The following is a 15,806-nucleotide window of genomic DNA, read 5'->3' as shown; positions in this document are numbered from 1 at the left end:
AAGGGCGGCCAGCTAAGGATTAGCCGCCCTTAAGTGTTATGCCTGGAACGGACGCGCGATAACGCTACGGGTTTCCATGCGCACTTCGGCGATAGTGACGTCAATCACGTCGGTGACTTTGTACACGGTTTCGCCTTTGATCTGCACGGTGCCGTTCTCCTGGCTGCAGACCATTTCATCACGGACGGCGTGCAGGAACGGTGCCGGGATAAACGCCACCGCGCCATTTTCAACCAGCCGCACGCGCATACCGCCCCGGGTGATATCAATGATTTCTGCCGCGAAACGGGTATCGGTGCCCGCTTTATCGCTCAGGAAGCGGGCATACAACCAGTCGGCGACGTCGCGTTCTGCCATGCGGTTCAGACGACGGCGTTCTGCCATCTGGATCGTGGCATCATCCTGCGGACGTTGCGGGGTTTCACCTTTGATGATCGCTTTCAACAGACGATGGTTCACCATGTCGCCGTATTTACGAATAGGCGAAGTCCAGGTGGCGTACGCGTCAAGACCCAGGCCGAAGTGCGGGCCCGGTTCGGTGCTGATTTCCGCGAAGGACTGGAAGCGACGAATACGGCTATCGAGGAAGCCGGTTGGCATCGCATCGAGCTCGCGGCGCAGCTTGCAGAAGCCTTCCAGAGTCAGCACTTCCTGAGGATCGACGTGCACATCGTGGGTCTTCATCAGTTCGGAGAGCTGTTCGGTTTTCGCCGGATCAAAGCCGGTATGCACGTTATAGATGCCGAAGCCGAGCTTATCGCGCAGCACGCGGGCCGCACAGATGTTAGCGGCGATCATCGACTCTTCAACGATGCGGTTGGCGATACGGCGAGGCTCAGCGACGATATTCAGCACTTCGCCTTTCTCACCCAGCACGAAGCGGTAGTCAGGGCGATCTTTGAACACCAGGGCGTGGTTATGACGCCACTCTCCGCGCAGACCGCAAATGCGTTCCAGCAGCTTAATTTGATCAGCAATCGCGTCATTCTGCGGCTGCCAGTTGCCGTTGCCTTCCAGCCAGTTGGATACATCGTCGTAGGCCAGTTTGGCTTTCGATTCGATGGTTGCAGCGAAGAAGTCGATATTGTCTTCGATGGTGCCATCGGCAGCGATGACCATGCGACAGGCGAGTACTGGACGCACTTCATTGGGGCGCAGCGAGCACAGATCGTCAGACAGTTCACGTGGCAGCATCGGAATGTTGAAGCCCGGCAGATAGTTGGTAAACGCGCGGATTTTTGCGGCGTTATCCAGCTTGCTGCCTTCGCTGATCCACGCGGTCGGATCGGCGATAGCAACGGTCAGATGCAGTTTGCCGTCTGCGGCTTCTTCGGCGAACAGCGCATCGTCCATATCTTCGGTGCTGGCACTGTCGATGGTGACGAAGTTCAGCGCGGTTAGATCGCGACGTTCCAGACCGTCATCCAGCATCTCGGTCGCCGCGCCGTCCGGAGCGACTTTCTCAAGATTATGGCGCGCCAGCGTCACCCACCACGGCACGAAATGATCGTCACCGAAGGTAATGAAGTGGGTGAGTTCGGCGTAGAAACTGCGGTCGCCTTTCAGCGGATGACGGCGCATTTCTGCCACGGCCCAGTCACCCTCTTTAAAATCGTGTTCCAGACTGCGCACAGGGCGGCACTGGATGGCATCTCTGAGCAGAGGATGATCCGGCACAATCGACAGACGATCGTCCTTCTTCTGCACACGGCCAACAAAACGCGTCAGAAACGGCTCGACCAGTTCTTCTGGTTCGGCGCTTTCTTTTCCTTTGTCGCTATGGATGGTGGCGATAATACGATCGCCATGCATCACTTTTTTCATCTGAGGAGGGGAGATGAAATAGCTTTTCTGGGCATCGACTTCGAGAAAACCAAAGCCTTTTTCGGTGCCTTTGACTACCCCTTCAGCGCGAGGAGTCTGGGAATGAAGTTGCTGTTTAAGCTGCGCAAGCAGCGGGTTGTCCTGAAGCATAATTATGTATTTTCGTGGCCTAAAGAGCGGCTGACAGTTTTACGCGAATATGCCTGTCGCAGCAAGCGAACTTTAAGGCTTTTACGCATCAGCAGAGACCGTGCCAAGGCCGATTTTCAGGCGATTGAGCCACCCACAGATGCCACTCCATGCCAGCAGCGCAAAGGCCTGTTCACCCGAAAGACCCTGCTCTGTCAGGGGGGTAAATTGCGCGGCGCTGAAGCGGTCCGGGGCGCGGGTCATTAGCTGCGTGGCCTGAATCAATGCCGGGAGAAGTGGCTTATCGGTGCTCCAGCGCTGTAACGCGCGCTCGCCCTCCAGGGCCGCCGCTTTCAGGTCGGCATCAGCAGTGTTTTGCTGAAAACAGCTCACGCTGCCATTGATGCGGGCGGTGAGAAGTGACACGAGTGATGCGAGGATTGAGTCGACCGGCAAGGAGTGCAGCAGCGCGTGTTGCCCCTCCAGTAACGCATCATCCCACACCAGCAGCGGAGCAAGACTCTCTAACGCTGGCTGAGCCAGACATCGGGCGAGGGCGTCCATCTGCTCCACGCTGGCGTGACGGATTTCGACTGTGTCCAGGCCGGGCTGCCATTCCCCGGACGGTGAGGTGAACAATGCGGATGGTGCATCGTCCTGCATCGGCATCCCGGGGATCCACCTCACCGGGAGCCCTTGCAGCGCTTGTCCGGCGGCAATCACCCGCGCCTGATAGCTGATGAAGCCGACGATTTGGGTGATCAGCACAATGTCTGGCGGGGTCAGGCCCACGGCATCCAGCTGCTGACGCGACTGGGCGCAGATAACCGACGGCGAACTCGCCAACTGACGGGCGTATTGCGTGATTTGGGCTAAACGATGATTGCTCTCGCGGGACGAATCCGGGCCGGGCAGCGGGGCCAGACGGGCCGCGTAGTGATTGCATAATCGCTGCACGCCAAAAACCTGCGCCACGGTGAGGGCGGTGCTCAGGCGTTCGTAAGCACTGAAGGTATTCAGGCGCGTGACGTTTACGTTATCAGGGAAAAGCTGTTCAGCGAGCTGGCGGGAAACCTCAAGCCAGGGCTGACTTGCGGCAGCGACGTGCGGGGGCAGCGTCAGATCCAGTAAAAATCGGTCTGTATGGTGGGCCGCTTCCGGAACCAGCGGCAATACATCGGCAGCCTGGTTTCTCGCTTGCGTTTCATGATACCAATGGCTTTTGCCGTGAGCGCGGCGTTGCTCCATGGGAGTTCCTTCAGGACGTCGTATCGTTTATGGATAGCTATCCTGACGTAAGGCGGGAGCAGGTAAAAATATTGAAGCGTGATAACAAATAACAGAGTGGAATAACGGCGGGATTTCCGCCCCGCGCGTGCAGGGCGGAAAAAGAACTTATTTCAGTTCCAGTTCGTTCATTGCGGCGATGCTGAAACCACCGTCAACGTGAACGACTTCACCGGAGATACCGGCAGACAGGTCAGAACACAGGAACGCTGCGCTGTTACCGACGTCTTCGATAGTCACGGTACGACGAATCGGGGTTACCGCTTCGCAGTGAGCCAGCATTTTACGGAAATCTTTGATTCCAGACGCGGCCAGGGTGCGGATTGGACCTGCGGAGATACCGTTGACACGCACGCCTTCTGGACCCATTGCGTTCGCCATGTAGCGCACGTTAGCTTCCAGGGATGCTTTCGCCAGGCCCATTACGTTGTAGTTTGGAATCGCACGCTCAGCGCCCAGATAGGACAGGGTCAGCAGCGCAGAACCCGGGTTCAGCATTTCACGGCAGGCTTTTGCCATTGCCACGAAGCTGTAGGAGCTGATGTCGTGTGCGATTTTGAAGCCTTCACGGGTTACCGCGTTAACGTAGTCGCCGTCCAGCTGATCGCCAGGTGCGAAGCCGATGGAGTGTACGAAGCCGTCAAATTTCGGCCATACTTTTCCCAGTTCGGTGAACAGGGCATCGATGCTTTCGTCCTGAGCAACGTCACATTCCAGAACAATGCTGGAACCCAGGTTCGCGGCAAACTCTTCAACACGGCCTTTCAGCTTGTCGTTCTGGTAGGTGAAGGCCAGCTCAGCGCCTTCACGGTGCATAGCTTGTGCGATACCGTAGGCGATGGACAGTTTGCTGGCAACGCCAGTTACCAGAATGCGCTTACCGGAAAGAAAACCCATAGCTTTTAATCCTTATGTCATTGTTGTAGCGGCTGCATCAATTATAGGCAGGCCGTCGTTAAACGTCGCGATTCTAGCATAGAGTCGCGCAGAGCGTTAATCCGACCACTTAGGTCAGGTTCTAGCGGTCTTTGCGCCACGCATCGGCGGTCAAGGCTTCGCCAAAATGCCCGGCAATTAAGCGTCGGGTCAGCTCGTGGAGCGGGGAAGAGAGCACGTCAGCGGTGCTACCGCGTTCGACGACTTCGCCCTGATGCATCACCAGCACCTGATCGCTGATGTGCTTCATCATCCCCAAATGTTGGGTCACGTAAATATACGAAATGCCCTGTTTTTCCTGCAATTCGAGCATCAGGTTAATCAGCTGCGAACGCATCGACATATCCAGCGAAGCCAATGCTTCATCGCAGACAATTACCTTCGGGCGCAGGATCAGCGCGCGCGCGAGGCCCAGACGCTGCTTCTGACCCGGGGCCAGCATATGCGGATAATAGCTGACGTGATCCGGCAGCAAACCGACCAGTCGCAGGGTATCGATAATCTGCTTACGCCGCGACTCTGCATCCAAATCGGTGTTCAGTCGCAGCGGGAAATCGAGGATTTGCGAGATACGCTGACGCGGATTAAGCGAAGTCGACGGATCCTGGAAAATCATTCGAATCCGCTGGCTACGGAACGAATAGTCGCCGAATTCCAGCGGATGATCGTCAATCAGCAGTTCCCCGGTCGTCGGTTCTATCATCCCCGCCAGCATTTTGGCCAGCGTCGATTTACCGGAGCCGTTCTCACCGATGATCGCCAGGGTCTGACGTTCACGCAGGGTAAAACTCAACGGCTTCACCGCCTCTACCGTCTGACGATGGAACAATCCGGTACGATAGCGAAAGGTCTTACTCAGATTGCGAACTTCGAGCAGGGTCTCGACCATTTCACTCTTTCTCCATGTTCAGCGGGAAATGACAGGCAAACAAATGGTTCTTCGGCCCGGTCAGCCGCGGCCTTTCAATGCATTTACGCTGGGCGTAAGGACAGCGCGGACCGAGGCGGCAGCCAATCGGCAGCGACTCCAGCAGCGGGATGGCCCCAGGCATGGTGTTCAGACGGCTTTTATGTGGCATCGAGCGGCCAAAATCCGGCATTGCGCGGATCAGCGCCTGGGTATAAGGATGATGCGGAGTACTCACCAGATCTTCGCTCGGGGCGCTTTCTACCGTCTGCCCACAGTACATCACGTTTATTTTGTCGGCCCACTGACTGAGCATTTGCAGGTCATGGCTGATCAACAAAATGGTGGTGTTGTTGTTCTGATTCAGACGCGTCAACAGGCGGAAAATCTGCGCCTGGGTGGTTGGTTCCATGGCGTTGGTCGGTTCATCGGCTATCAGCAAACGGGGCTGGTTCGCCAGCGCGATAGCAATCATCACCTTCTGACACTCGCCGTCGGTCAGCTCATACGGGAAGCTGCGCATTGCGTCTTTATGATCTTTAATGCCCACGCGGTGCAGCAGTTCGATTGCGCGGCGTTTGCGCCAACCCACCCGCTGCCACCAGCGGCCCTTGAAGGTCCAGCCGGGGATGTTCTGCATCAGTTGACGACCCACGCGTTCGGACGGATCGAGACACGACTGCGGCTCCTGGAAAATCATCGACACGTTGTGACCAACCAGCTTACGTCGTTCCCGGTTGGAAAGGCGCAGCAGGTCGATATCATCAAAGCGCATACGGTCTGCGGTGACGCGCCAATTGTCTTTGGTCACGCCGCAAATCGCTTTCGCAATCAGGCTCTTACCGGATCCGGATTCACCGACCAGACCACGGATTTCTCCTTCGGCGAGGGTCATGCTGACCCTGTCGACCGCTTTCACCCAGCCTTCGCTGGTACGAAATTCGATGGTCAAATTGCGGATATCAAGTAACGGCATTATTGCACCCCCGCATTGATGGCACGGCGGATCCCGTCGCCCAGCAGGTTAACCAGCAGCACGCTTAGCATGATCGCCGCACCCGGCAGCATCACGGTCCACGGCGCGACATAAATAAGTTCCAGCGCATCACCGAGCATAGCGCCCCATTCCGGGGAAGGGAGCTGCGCGCCGAGGTCGAGGAAACCGAGGGCGGCGATATCCAGGATAGCCATCGACAGCGCGCGGGTGATTTCCGTCACCAGCCCGGCGGCGATATTCGGCAGTACCGCATACCACAAAATATTGAGGGTGGTTGCGCCATCGAGACGCGCCGCGACCACGTAATCTTTTTCCAGTTCGTCATGCACCATGCTGTAGACCGAACGTACCATGCGTGGCAGCAGCGCCAGCCAGACCGCGAACATCGCGTGCAGCAGGTGCGGGCCGGAGAAGGCGACCACGATAATTGCCAGCAGCAGGGACGGGATCGACAACAAGGTGTCGAGGATATGGTTCAGTACCGCCGAACGCAGGCCGCGGGTAGAACCGGCGAACGCCCCAAGCACCAGACCAAAGAGCGTAGCGCCCAGCGTCACAACAAATGCCCCTCCGACAGTCGGAGCCGCGCCGCTAAGCAGACGGCTCAACACGTCACGCCCGAGGTCATCGGTGCCGAGGAAGAACGACACTTCGCCGTAGCGAGACCACGAAGGTGGCAGTAGCTGATAACCCAGGAATTGCTGATCGAGACCATAGGGCGCAAACCAGCCGCCGAAAATGCACAGCAGCGCCAGCCCGGCGCAGCCATACAGGCCAATCATGGCCGTGGTATCGCCATAGAATTTCCGCCACACGGTGCGCAGCACACCGGGCGGGCGCTTTTCCAGATAGACGCTATCGTAAGGCATACCATTCCTTATGTTTCAGCGGGTTAGCCATAGCACCCAAAATGTCAGAAAGCACGTTCACAATTATCACTAACGCGCCAATCACCATCACCCCGGCGGAAATCGCCGCGTAGTCCTGCTGGCGAATGGCGTTGATCATCCAGCGCCCGAGGCCCGGCCAGCTAAATACCATCTCGGTAATCATCGCCAGAGTCAGCATGGTGGAGAACTGCAGGCCGAGACGCGGGATTACCGGCGGCAGGGCGTTATGCAGCACATGGCGACGTAAAATCGTCAGACGCGACACCCCACGGGTGGCTGCCGCTTTCACATAGTTGGTGTCGTACACGTCGATGGTGCTGAGACGCATCAGGCGGATCACTTCGGTGGTGGGGGCGACGGCCAGGGTCAGCACCGGCAACACCATATGGCGCAGGGCGCTCATGATCATCTCATCGCGCCACGGCGAATCAGACAGCCAGGCGTCGATCAGCGCAAAGCCAGTGACGTTTTTCACTTCATACAGCAGGTCAAAGCGCCCCGAGACCGGCAGCCAGCCAAGCGTTAGCGAGAAGAACAGTGTCAGGAGCAGCGCCAGCCAAAACACTGGAATCGAGAAGCCGAGCAGGGCGAGGGCGCTGATGACATTATCTTGCCATTTGTTGCGCATAATGCCTGCCAGCATCCCGACCGGGATCCCCACCAGCAGCGCAAAACCAAACGCCAGAACGCACAGTTCCATGGTTGCCGGGAACACCTCTTTCAGCTGATCGGAAATCAGTTGACCGTTGATGCTCGACACGCCGAAATCCCAGTGCAGGAAGCCTTCAAACCAGAACAGCCAGGCGTTCCAAAGGGACGCGCCTTGTAACGGGGCGTGTGGCGTAAAATAGCTCAGACTGAAGCTGACAAAGGTCAGCAGGAACAGGGTCACCAGCAGCAGGAGCAGGCGGCGAAGGGTAAAAATGATCATGGTTTTTTCACCTCTTCTTCTTTTTCACGCGACACCCCGGCAAAGGAGGCATTGCCGAATGGGCTCAGGACCAGCCCCTTGATATCGTACCGATAGGCCTGTAAACGCAGCGACGACGCCAGCGGCAGTACTGGCAGCTCTTGCGCCAGAATTTGCTGCGCTTCATCGTAAGCGTCAATGCGCGATGCCAGCTGCTGTGAGGCCAGGGCTTTTTGCAGCACCTCATCGAATTCACGGTTACACCAGTGGGCAAAGTTGGTCTGCGATCCAATCGCCGCACAGCTTAGCAGCGGGCGGAAGAAGCTGTCCGGATCGTTACTGTCCGTCGCCCAGCCAGTTAAGGTCAGGTCGTGATTCATGTCCATCAACCGTGCTTCCTGGAAACGACCTTCCACCGGGACGATGATCACTTTCACACCGACCTGCGCCATATCGGCCTGAATCAGTTCGGCGGTTTTCAGCGGGCTCGGGTTCCAGGCCTGAGAAGTGGTCGGCACCCACAGCCGCAGGGTCATATTTTCCAGACCGAGTGCTTTCAACTGTTCGCGCGCTTTCGCCGGATTGTATTCGGTAATTTTAGCTTCATTATCGTAGGCCCACGACGCGCGCGGCAGAATTGACGCGGCGGTTTCAGCGGTGCCGTAATAAATGGATTGCATCAGACGCTGGTTATTGATTGCCAGCGCCAGGGCGTGACGCACCGCCGGGTTATTCATCGGCGGTTTATCGGTATTAAACGCCAGATAGGCGATGTTCATGCCTGGACGCAGCGTCAGGCGTAAACGCGGATCGTCACGCAGAATGGTTAACTGGCTGGCTGCGGGCCAGGCAAGCACATCACACTCCCCGGTCAACAGTTTAGACAGTCGCCCGGTGCCGCCGGAGCCTAAATCCACCACCACCTGCGGCATCATCGGCTCGCCGCGCCAAAACAGCGGATGGCGTTGCAGGCGGATGTACTGCCCGGCCCGGTACTCATCAAGCTGGTATGGCCCGGTGCCGACCGGCTGGCGATCCATCAGTTCCTGGCGGTCAATTTTGGCCAGATTCGCCGCGTATTCGGCGGACATCACTGACGCATAATGCGTGGCTAAATGCCAAAGGAATGAGGCGTCAGGGCGTTTAAGGCGAAACTCAACGGTGCGGCTGTCGAGCTTGCGCACGCTTTCGACGCTATCGGCAAACTGCAGACTATCGAAATAGGGGAAGTTCGGACCATTGACGTTATGCCACGGATGATTGCGGTTAAAAATGCGCGCAAAGGTAAACACCACGTCGTCAGCATTCAGGGTCCGGGTCGGTTTGAACCACGCCGTTTTCTGGAACTGCACGCCGCTGCGTAGGTGGAAGCGGTAAGTCGCCCCGTTATCCAGCACTTCCCAGCTCTCTGCCAGTTCCGGCACCAGCCGATAGGTGTAAGGATCGACGTCCAGCAGGCGATCATAAATCTGTGCCGCGAGTGTATCGACAATCAGGCCGCTGCCCGCTTTTTGCGGGTTAAAGGTATTCACCTGGCCGCTGACGCAGTAGACGAAACCGCTGTCGCGTATGTCGGCATTTGGCGCGAGCGCAGGCGGCGTCGCCGCCACCGCGTTGCCGCACATTAACCCCATCACTGCCAGTAAGGATGATAATTTCAGGCGCATAATTTCTTCATAATTCAGACCGATCTGCAAAGTGTATCGCACTTGAGGCAGCCAGGTACAAAACTCTGCGACCAACCGCTGTAAAAGTCGCCAGTTCAGTGGGGGTAAGGGGAATAACCTGCGAGTGGGGTATTCATGAGCAGGAGATGCTCCCGCTTCGTATAGCTTATTTAGTGAGCACTTCTATACTGGTTACACAGCATTTCGCTGCTTACCTACTGGAGTAACCCATGAAAAATTACGCGACCCATGCCAGCAAAGACGCACCGAAAAAGCCAGACAACACGCCGAAAGACAACGTCAAAAGCCCGCAGAAAAGTAAAAAGTAGTTGTTCTTGCAGTGAATTCGCATTAACCGCTCACGGGCGGTTTTTTGTTGTCCTGATCCTCACATCCCGCTTTCAACGGATCGGAGTCAATTCATACAGCACCAGCGCGTTACTTTCCAGCGAGTCGGTGATTTGCCAGCTGTCGTGCAGATGTTCATCGCGCACCGCAAGCGTAGGGCGAGCTTTATGCCGCACCCAACGCCAGATTTCTTCGTCGGGGCCGCTGGCGACGGTGAAGGCATCGAGCAGCGGATACAGTGCGCCGTTATGCTGATCGTAGAGATGCGATTTAATACGCCATGCGCCGCTTAAACCCCCCAGCTGGACCCGGTACTGCTGGCGGAAACGCTGAATAAAGGCCTCTTCGCTGGAAAGCCACGGATTGAACACCACGGTGTTGCGGAGCAGTAACTGATAGCGGTCTTCGTGGCGCAACAGCAGCAGGTTTTTGTCGTTCACAAGAACGTCGCCGCGCAGGCGTTGCCACAGCCATAGCACCCAATAAATCGGACGTGGCAGGCCGTGATTGTACTGTAGCGCCAGGCTTGAGGTGTCGAGCGTGTCATTGGCGCGGGCTTCCCCTTGCAACCCCGAATTGAGCCAGAATCCCGCCAGCCAGACCTGTTCCGATAGTCCCAACAGATTGTGCATCAGCAGTGCGCCGCGGAAAAACCAGCCGTTGGTGGCGCGGGTGTTGCCGGTGAGCGTGTTCCAGGAGAGCAGCCACAACGGCAGGGAAATTTGCTGCTGACGCAGTGCGCTCTGGATTTGGCGGATCTTTTGCACCGGATAGTTCTCCGTGGAGGCAAGACGTGCCGGATCTAACTCCGTCAGATTAAGCAGCTCATTAGCATCCGCCGGGCAGGCGAGGAAGTCGGCCTCACGCAGCAGGCGTGACTGAAAGATCGCCTCGTTGGCCAGCGGCAACGGGCTGACGGCAAAGCGGTGCCACAGGCCAAATTTGGCTTTCGGCAGAAACTCACGCAGCGCAGCACGCTGTGTTTGCCACACGTTTTCCCGCGTCTCATCGCTAGCCTGCGCCGACCAGTGCCAGACGAACTGCCAGCCTGCGGTGACCTGCGGCGGGAAATGATTGATCGACTGTTTCAGGAATTGGCGCAGCAAATCGCTGCGGGTGGTCAGGCCGGTGTGCAGCAGTACGGTCCATCTCTTTTCTGCCAGCCAGCTGAAAATCTGATGCAGATTATACCAGCAGGCGTAGCCCGCCATCAGCGGGTCATCCCAGCCACTGGCAAATAAACGGCTACTGAGAAACGGTTCGCTGATGTCGATTCCGTGTACTGGAATCTGGGCGTCGAGGCTTTCCAGTTCCCGGCGCACGTCTTCCCGCAGCAAATCATCCAGTTCGCGCAGGGTAATCATCACCCGGGTATGGCGCAGCGGCGTGGTGCGCGGCGTCAGTTCGCGCAAGTCGACGATGCGTTCCTGCTGCTGATGCAGCGTCAACGGCGATGGCTCCCAGCCGCGCGTTTCAGGCTCATTCAGCAGGCTGAAAAGTTTATCGACGGCGACCGGGAATAAGCAGTCGCTTGTGGCCTGGCGGGGACGCGCTCCGCTAGACGGGTTTTGCCGCAGGCGGCGAAACTCGCGCGGCGTCATCTGGTGATAGCGGCGAAACAGGTCGCTCATCATGCGGGTGCTGGCAAAACCCTGCTCGAGCGCAATCTGGTGCAGAGGGCGATTGCTCAGGCGCAGCGCATCGGCGGCTTTTTCCAGCCTTAAGGTGGTGATGTATTGCATAAAGCTCACCCCGACTTCCTTACGAAACAGCCGGGAAAGCCACGCTTCTGACACAAACTCGGCTTCGGCAATCTCCGCCAACGTGATACGCCGGGTAAAGCTTGCGTCAATGCGTTCCACCACCTGGGTAATGCGCTTGCTCCAGCCGGGATTATCAGAACGCTGGCTGATACGTGCCGGTTGCTGAAAGCGGGTGGTCAGCAAGAGCAGGATCTCGCTGAGCCAACGCTGGGCCTCCAGCCGGTAGCGGCTCGGGTGATTAATCAGCGTCACCACCAATAGCTGGCGCAGCAGATGACGGAGTTCATCGCACTGCGGCCAGCTGCCGCTGGACTCATCGGGAATGTGGTACTCGTGGCTGAAAATGTCGTTGTACAACCGCGTCAGCCATGGACCGGAAAGGGTGACCTGCAGGGTAGCATTGGGGCAGGTGCTGGTCAGGTGAAAGCGCTGGTTGCGGTTAATCACGGTCAAGCTATTGGCGCTCAACGTTTGGCGTTGATCCTGCGTTTCCAGCTCGGCGCTGCCTTCGAGCAGCCACAGCAGCGTCAGGGCGTTGCTTTCCTCCTGGCTGAGCTGGCGCACGTCGAGGACTGTAACTGCAAACTCGCTGCCACTTTGATCCATGATTCACCTCACAGTAAGACAAATAATCTCCTGCTGTTTTTTGTCATAACTGAATTGTATGAAAAACAGTCTTCAGGAATGCGTCACTTCACAACAAAAAAATGCACTTTTCCGTCAAAGCGGCGGCATAAACTCGACATTATCACTGTGAAGCAATAAAGGGATAACAAAAATGACACATCCAATTGTTGAAGCATTGCAGGGCACTGAAGAGCAGTTCACCGAGCTACGTCGTCACTTTCATCAGCACCCGGAAATTGGCTTTGAGGAACATCAAACCAGCGAGCAGGTGGCGCGTTTGCTGACTAAATGGGGTTATGAAGTGCATCGTGGGCTGGCGGGAACCGGGGTGGTTGGCTCGCTGAAAGTGGGGAATGGCAGTAAGCGGTTAGGGATCCGCGCCGATATGGATGCCTTACCGATGCAGGAGAACAGCGGCAAAGAGTGGGCCAGTAAAACCGACGGTAAATTCCACGGCTGTGGACATGACGGCCATACCACCACGCTGCTGTACGCCGCGGAATATCTGGCCCGCACGCGCAATTTTAGCGGCACGCTGAATCTGATTTTCCAGCCAGCCGAGGAACTGTTGTACGGTGGCCGGGTGATGGTGGAAGACGGTCTGTTCGACCAATTCCCTTGCGACCACATCTTCGGCCTGCACAATATGCCCTCACAGAAACTGGGCAAAATCGGCCTGCACGATGGCGCGATGATGGCCTCGTCCGATACGCTGCACATTGAGGTCAACGGCGTCGGCGGTCATGGCGCGGTACCGGAACATACCGTGGATGCCACGCTGGTTGCCTGTCATATCACGATTGCGTTGCAGTCGATTGTCTCGCGCAATATCACTCCGTTCGAGCCTGCGGTCGTCACCGTCGGCAGCATTCAGGCGGGTCACGCCCCAAACATCATCAATGAAAAAGTGCTGATGAAACTCACCGTGCGCACGCTCAGCGAAAAAGTGCGCCAGACGGTTTTGCAACGCATTCATGATATTGCCATTGCCCAGGCAGAAAGCTTTAACGCCACCGCATCCATCACTCACGTCAATGGTAGCCCGGTACTGAAAAACGACCCGGCGGCGAACGAAATGGTGCGCAGCGTGGCGTGCGATTTGTTTGGTCAGGATCAGGTGGTGACCATCGGTTCATTCATGGGCAGCGAAGATTTCGCCTTCATGCTCGAAAAGAACCCGAACGGCTGTTATTTCACGATCGGCGCGGGCGACGAGCCGGATCGCTGTATGGTGCATAACCCCGGTTACGACTTCAACGACAAGATCCTCATCACCGGCGCGGCATTGTGGAGCGGGCTGACCGAACACTATCTGCGTTGATGAATCACCACGAAGGAGGGCCGCCCGATGAGTACCGTTCCCCTGACAGAAACCCGTCCGTTTGCCGGTAATGACCGACTGCTGGCGGGCATTGTTCTTAGCGTTTTAACTTTTTGGCTGTTTGCACAGTCGGTTATCAACGTAGTTCCGGCGATGAAAAATAGCCTTGATATTTCGCTAGAGACGCTGACCCTGGCGGTTAGCCTCAGCGCTTTATTCAGCGGTTGTTTTGTGGTGGCGAGCGGCGGGCTGGCGGATAAGTTTGGCCGCGTGCGCCTGACGCTGATTGGCCTGGTGCTGAGCATTATCGGCAGCGCGTTGCTGGTGTTGTCGCACGGCCCGGTGTTGTTCCTGGCGGGCAGGGTGATTCAGGGGCTGTCGGCGGCATGCATCATGCCCGCGACGCTGGCGCTGATCAAAACCTGGTACGAAGGGAAGGCGCGTCAGCGGGCGATCAGCTTCTGGGTGATTGGTTCCTGGGGCGGCAGCGGCCTGTGCTCTTTCGTCGGTGGGGCGATCGCCACCGGCCTGGGCTGGCGCTGGATTTTCGTTTTCTCGATGCTGGCCGCGCTGGTGTCATTGCTGCTCATTCGCGGTACGCCGGAAAGCCGCAGTGAAAGCGCCCAGAATCGAAAACTGGATCTTAGCGGCTTGCTCAGCTTCGTGAGTGCGCTGGTGATGCTCAATCTGTTTATCAGCAAAGGGCACAGCTGGGGCTGGATCAGCGGTTTGTCACTCACCATGTTGTGCGGCGCGGTACTGGCGACGACGTGGTTTGTTCGCTCGGGATTACGCAAAGGTGACGAGGCGCTGATTGATTTCGCATTGTTCAAAAATCGCGCCTACAGCGGGGCGGTGTTGTCGAATTTCATGCTCAATGGCTGTATCGGCACGCTGATGATCACCAGTATCTGGCTCCAGCAGGGGCATCATCTCTCCGCCCTGCAAACCGGGATGATGACGATGGGATATCTGGTGACGGTGCTGGTGATGATTCGCGTTGGTGAAAAACTGCTCCAGCGCTACGGAGCGCGTTTGCCAATGATGACCGGGCCGATTATCGCCGGGATTGGCGTGGCGCTGATCTCCTGTACCTTCCTTGAGAAAGAGATTTATATCGGGGTCGTATTCTTCAGCAATATCCTATTGGGACTTGGGCTGGGCTGCTACGCTACGCCGTCCACCGACACCGCCGTGGTTAACGCACCAGAGGAGAAAGTGGGCGTGGCATCCGGCATCTACAAAATGGGCAGCTCACTGGGTGGGGCGATGGGCATTGCGGTCACCGCATCACTGTATGCCATATTTTTACCCTTCGGCATGGCAAGTGCGGCCCAGTACGCACTGTTGTTTAACAGCGCGTTGTGCGTCGGGTCAATGCTGGCAAGTGCAGTGCTTTTAAGTCGGCCCGCGCAAGCGTAGCGCCGCTGGGCGATGGCGGGATCAGAGCTGATGCTTTTTTAGCAGTGCGACGCAGACATCAAAGTGCCAGTACTTGTTTCGTTTTGATGGCTAATAAGGTTCGTAACCACCGGATCTTGCTTCAGCAGATCGCGCTCCACAGGATGAGCCGTCAGCGGCGGTATCACAGGAGTATTCGCAATTCCCTGTGTAAGTATTCTGCGTTGCACCTGCTCCATTTGAACCTGCTATGGCTTCACCGACTACGAAAGCTGCCACAGCGGCTCCTGTTATTACTTTTGTGCCAATATCGCCCCCAATCTGTATGTGTCTCAGATGATGAGTCATATGTAGATATGCGAGCGTTGCATTCTTCAACAGACGCTCCCCCCTCTCTGCAATTCTTATACATGAGGTCATTCGTTGATGACGCACATCCCGTTAATAAAGTGACGATTATTGTCGCAGAGATAGGTTTCATTCTTATGCCTTTGTGTATTGCAAAAACTTACTTGAATCCGAACTGGATTCTACTAAAGGCATTCTCTTGATGTATTGACCTGAGTTATGTATAGGCGCTGGACTATTGGGAAACGACTTTTGTAGAGCGCAATGTTCTTAAGTGATAATGTCAAAACCCTCGGTACATACAAATACAGAGATATCTAAGTTTATAGAAGAGGGAAAGCTAGAAATTGTGCATGTCATAATATTCAACTACGGTGGGGTTTAAGATGATATACTTAAGGTCGAATTCACGGGTGGCAATCTTGACGTTCAGCTAGCGAGGTTGCGATGT

11 protein-coding genes are annotated in these 15,806 nt (G+C 56.5%); 2 read left to right on the top strand and 9 right to left on the bottom strand.

Features of this window, described 5'->3' with window-relative positions; genetic code table 11:
• Positions 1–36 precede the first annotated feature (36 nt).
• From SIK69_RS19845 to SIK69_RS19805, 9 genes are all read right to left on the bottom strand, one after another.
• The gene (locus SIK69_RS19845; RefSeq protein WP_319630138.1) at positions 37–1,974 is read right to left on the bottom strand and encodes an exoribonuclease II; all 1,938 of its coding nucleotides are present in this window, start codon (positions 1,972–1,974) and stop codon (positions 37–39) included.
• Between the two features lie 81 nt (positions 1,975–2,055).
• Positions 2,056–3,201 (bottom strand): CMD domain-containing protein, encoded by a 1,146-nt coding sequence (locus SIK69_RS19840; RefSeq protein WP_319786890.1) that lies wholly within the window; start codon positions 3,199–3,201, stop codon positions 2,056–2,058.
• A 147-nt stretch (positions 3,202–3,348) separates the two neighbouring features.
• A complete protein-coding gene (gene fabI / locus SIK69_RS19835; protein WP_319630140.1) occupies positions 3,349–4,137 on the bottom strand; it encodes an enoyl-ACP reductase FabI in 789 nt (262 codons plus the stop codon).
• Positions 4,138–4,258: 121 nt separating this feature from the next.
• Positions 4,259–5,065, bottom strand: a complete 807-nt coding sequence (gene sapF / locus SIK69_RS19830; protein WP_319630141.1) for a putrescine export ABC transporter ATP-binding protein SapF — start codon at positions 5,063–5,065, stop codon at positions 4,259–4,261.
• A 1-nt stretch (position 5,066) separates the two neighbouring features.
• Positions 5,067–6,059 carry a putrescine export ABC transporter ATP-binding protein SapD gene (gene sapD / locus SIK69_RS19825; RefSeq protein WP_319630142.1) on the bottom strand — a complete coding sequence of 331 codons (993 nt, stop codon included), beginning with the start codon at positions 6,057–6,059 and terminating at the stop codon, positions 5,067–5,069.
• The gene (sapC, locus tag SIK69_RS19820; RefSeq protein WP_319630143.1) at positions 6,059–6,949 is read right to left on the bottom strand and encodes a putrescine export ABC transporter permease SapC; all 891 of its coding nucleotides are present in this window, start codon (positions 6,947–6,949) and stop codon (positions 6,059–6,061) included. Before sapC ends, sapD begins: the two co-directional genes overlap by 1 nt.
• On the bottom strand, positions 6,936–7,901 hold the full coding sequence (sapB, locus tag SIK69_RS19815; RefSeq protein WP_319630144.1) for a putrescine export ABC transporter permease SapB: 966 nt from the start codon (positions 7,899–7,901) through the stop codon (positions 6,936–6,938). The genes sapC and sapB overlap by 14 nt, the downstream gene beginning before the upstream one ends.
• The gene (gene sapA, locus SIK69_RS19810) at positions 7,898–9,547 is read right to left on the bottom strand and encodes an ABC transporter substrate-binding protein SapA (RefSeq protein WP_319786889.1); all 1,650 of its coding nucleotides are present in this window, start codon (positions 9,545–9,547) and stop codon (positions 7,898–7,900) included. The genes sapB and sapA overlap by 4 nt, the downstream gene beginning before the upstream one ends.
• 401 nt (positions 9,548–9,948) lie before the next feature.
• Complete coding sequence (locus SIK69_RS19805; RefSeq protein WP_319630146.1) at positions 9,949–12,264, bottom strand: helix-turn-helix transcriptional regulator; 2,316 nt, start codon at positions 12,262–12,264, stop codon at positions 9,949–9,951.
• 172 nt (positions 12,265–12,436) lie between these two features.
• Here SIK69_RS19805 and SIK69_RS19800 point away from each other — a divergent pair, with 172 nt between their 5' ends.
• Both SIK69_RS19800 and SIK69_RS19795 read left to right on the top strand, forming a co-directional pair.
• Positions 12,437–13,606, top strand: coding sequence for a M20 aminoacylase family protein (locus SIK69_RS19800; RefSeq protein WP_319786888.1), 1,170 nt, complete (start codon positions 12,437–12,439; stop codon positions 13,604–13,606).
• Positions 13,607–13,633: 27 nt separating this feature from the next.
• Positions 13,634–15,028 (top strand): MFS transporter, encoded by a 1,395-nt coding sequence (locus SIK69_RS19795; protein WP_319630148.1) that lies wholly within the window; start codon positions 13,634–13,636, stop codon positions 15,026–15,028.
• The last annotated feature ends 778 nt before the right edge of the window (positions 15,029–15,806 follow it).

The organism is Scandinavium lactucae (genome assembly GCF_033843265.1).
GTDB classification, from domain to species: domain Bacteria; phylum Pseudomonadota; class Gammaproteobacteria; order Enterobacterales; family Enterobacteriaceae; genus Scandinavium; species Scandinavium lactucae.
This window is presented reverse-complemented; position numbering and strand designations above follow the sequence as displayed.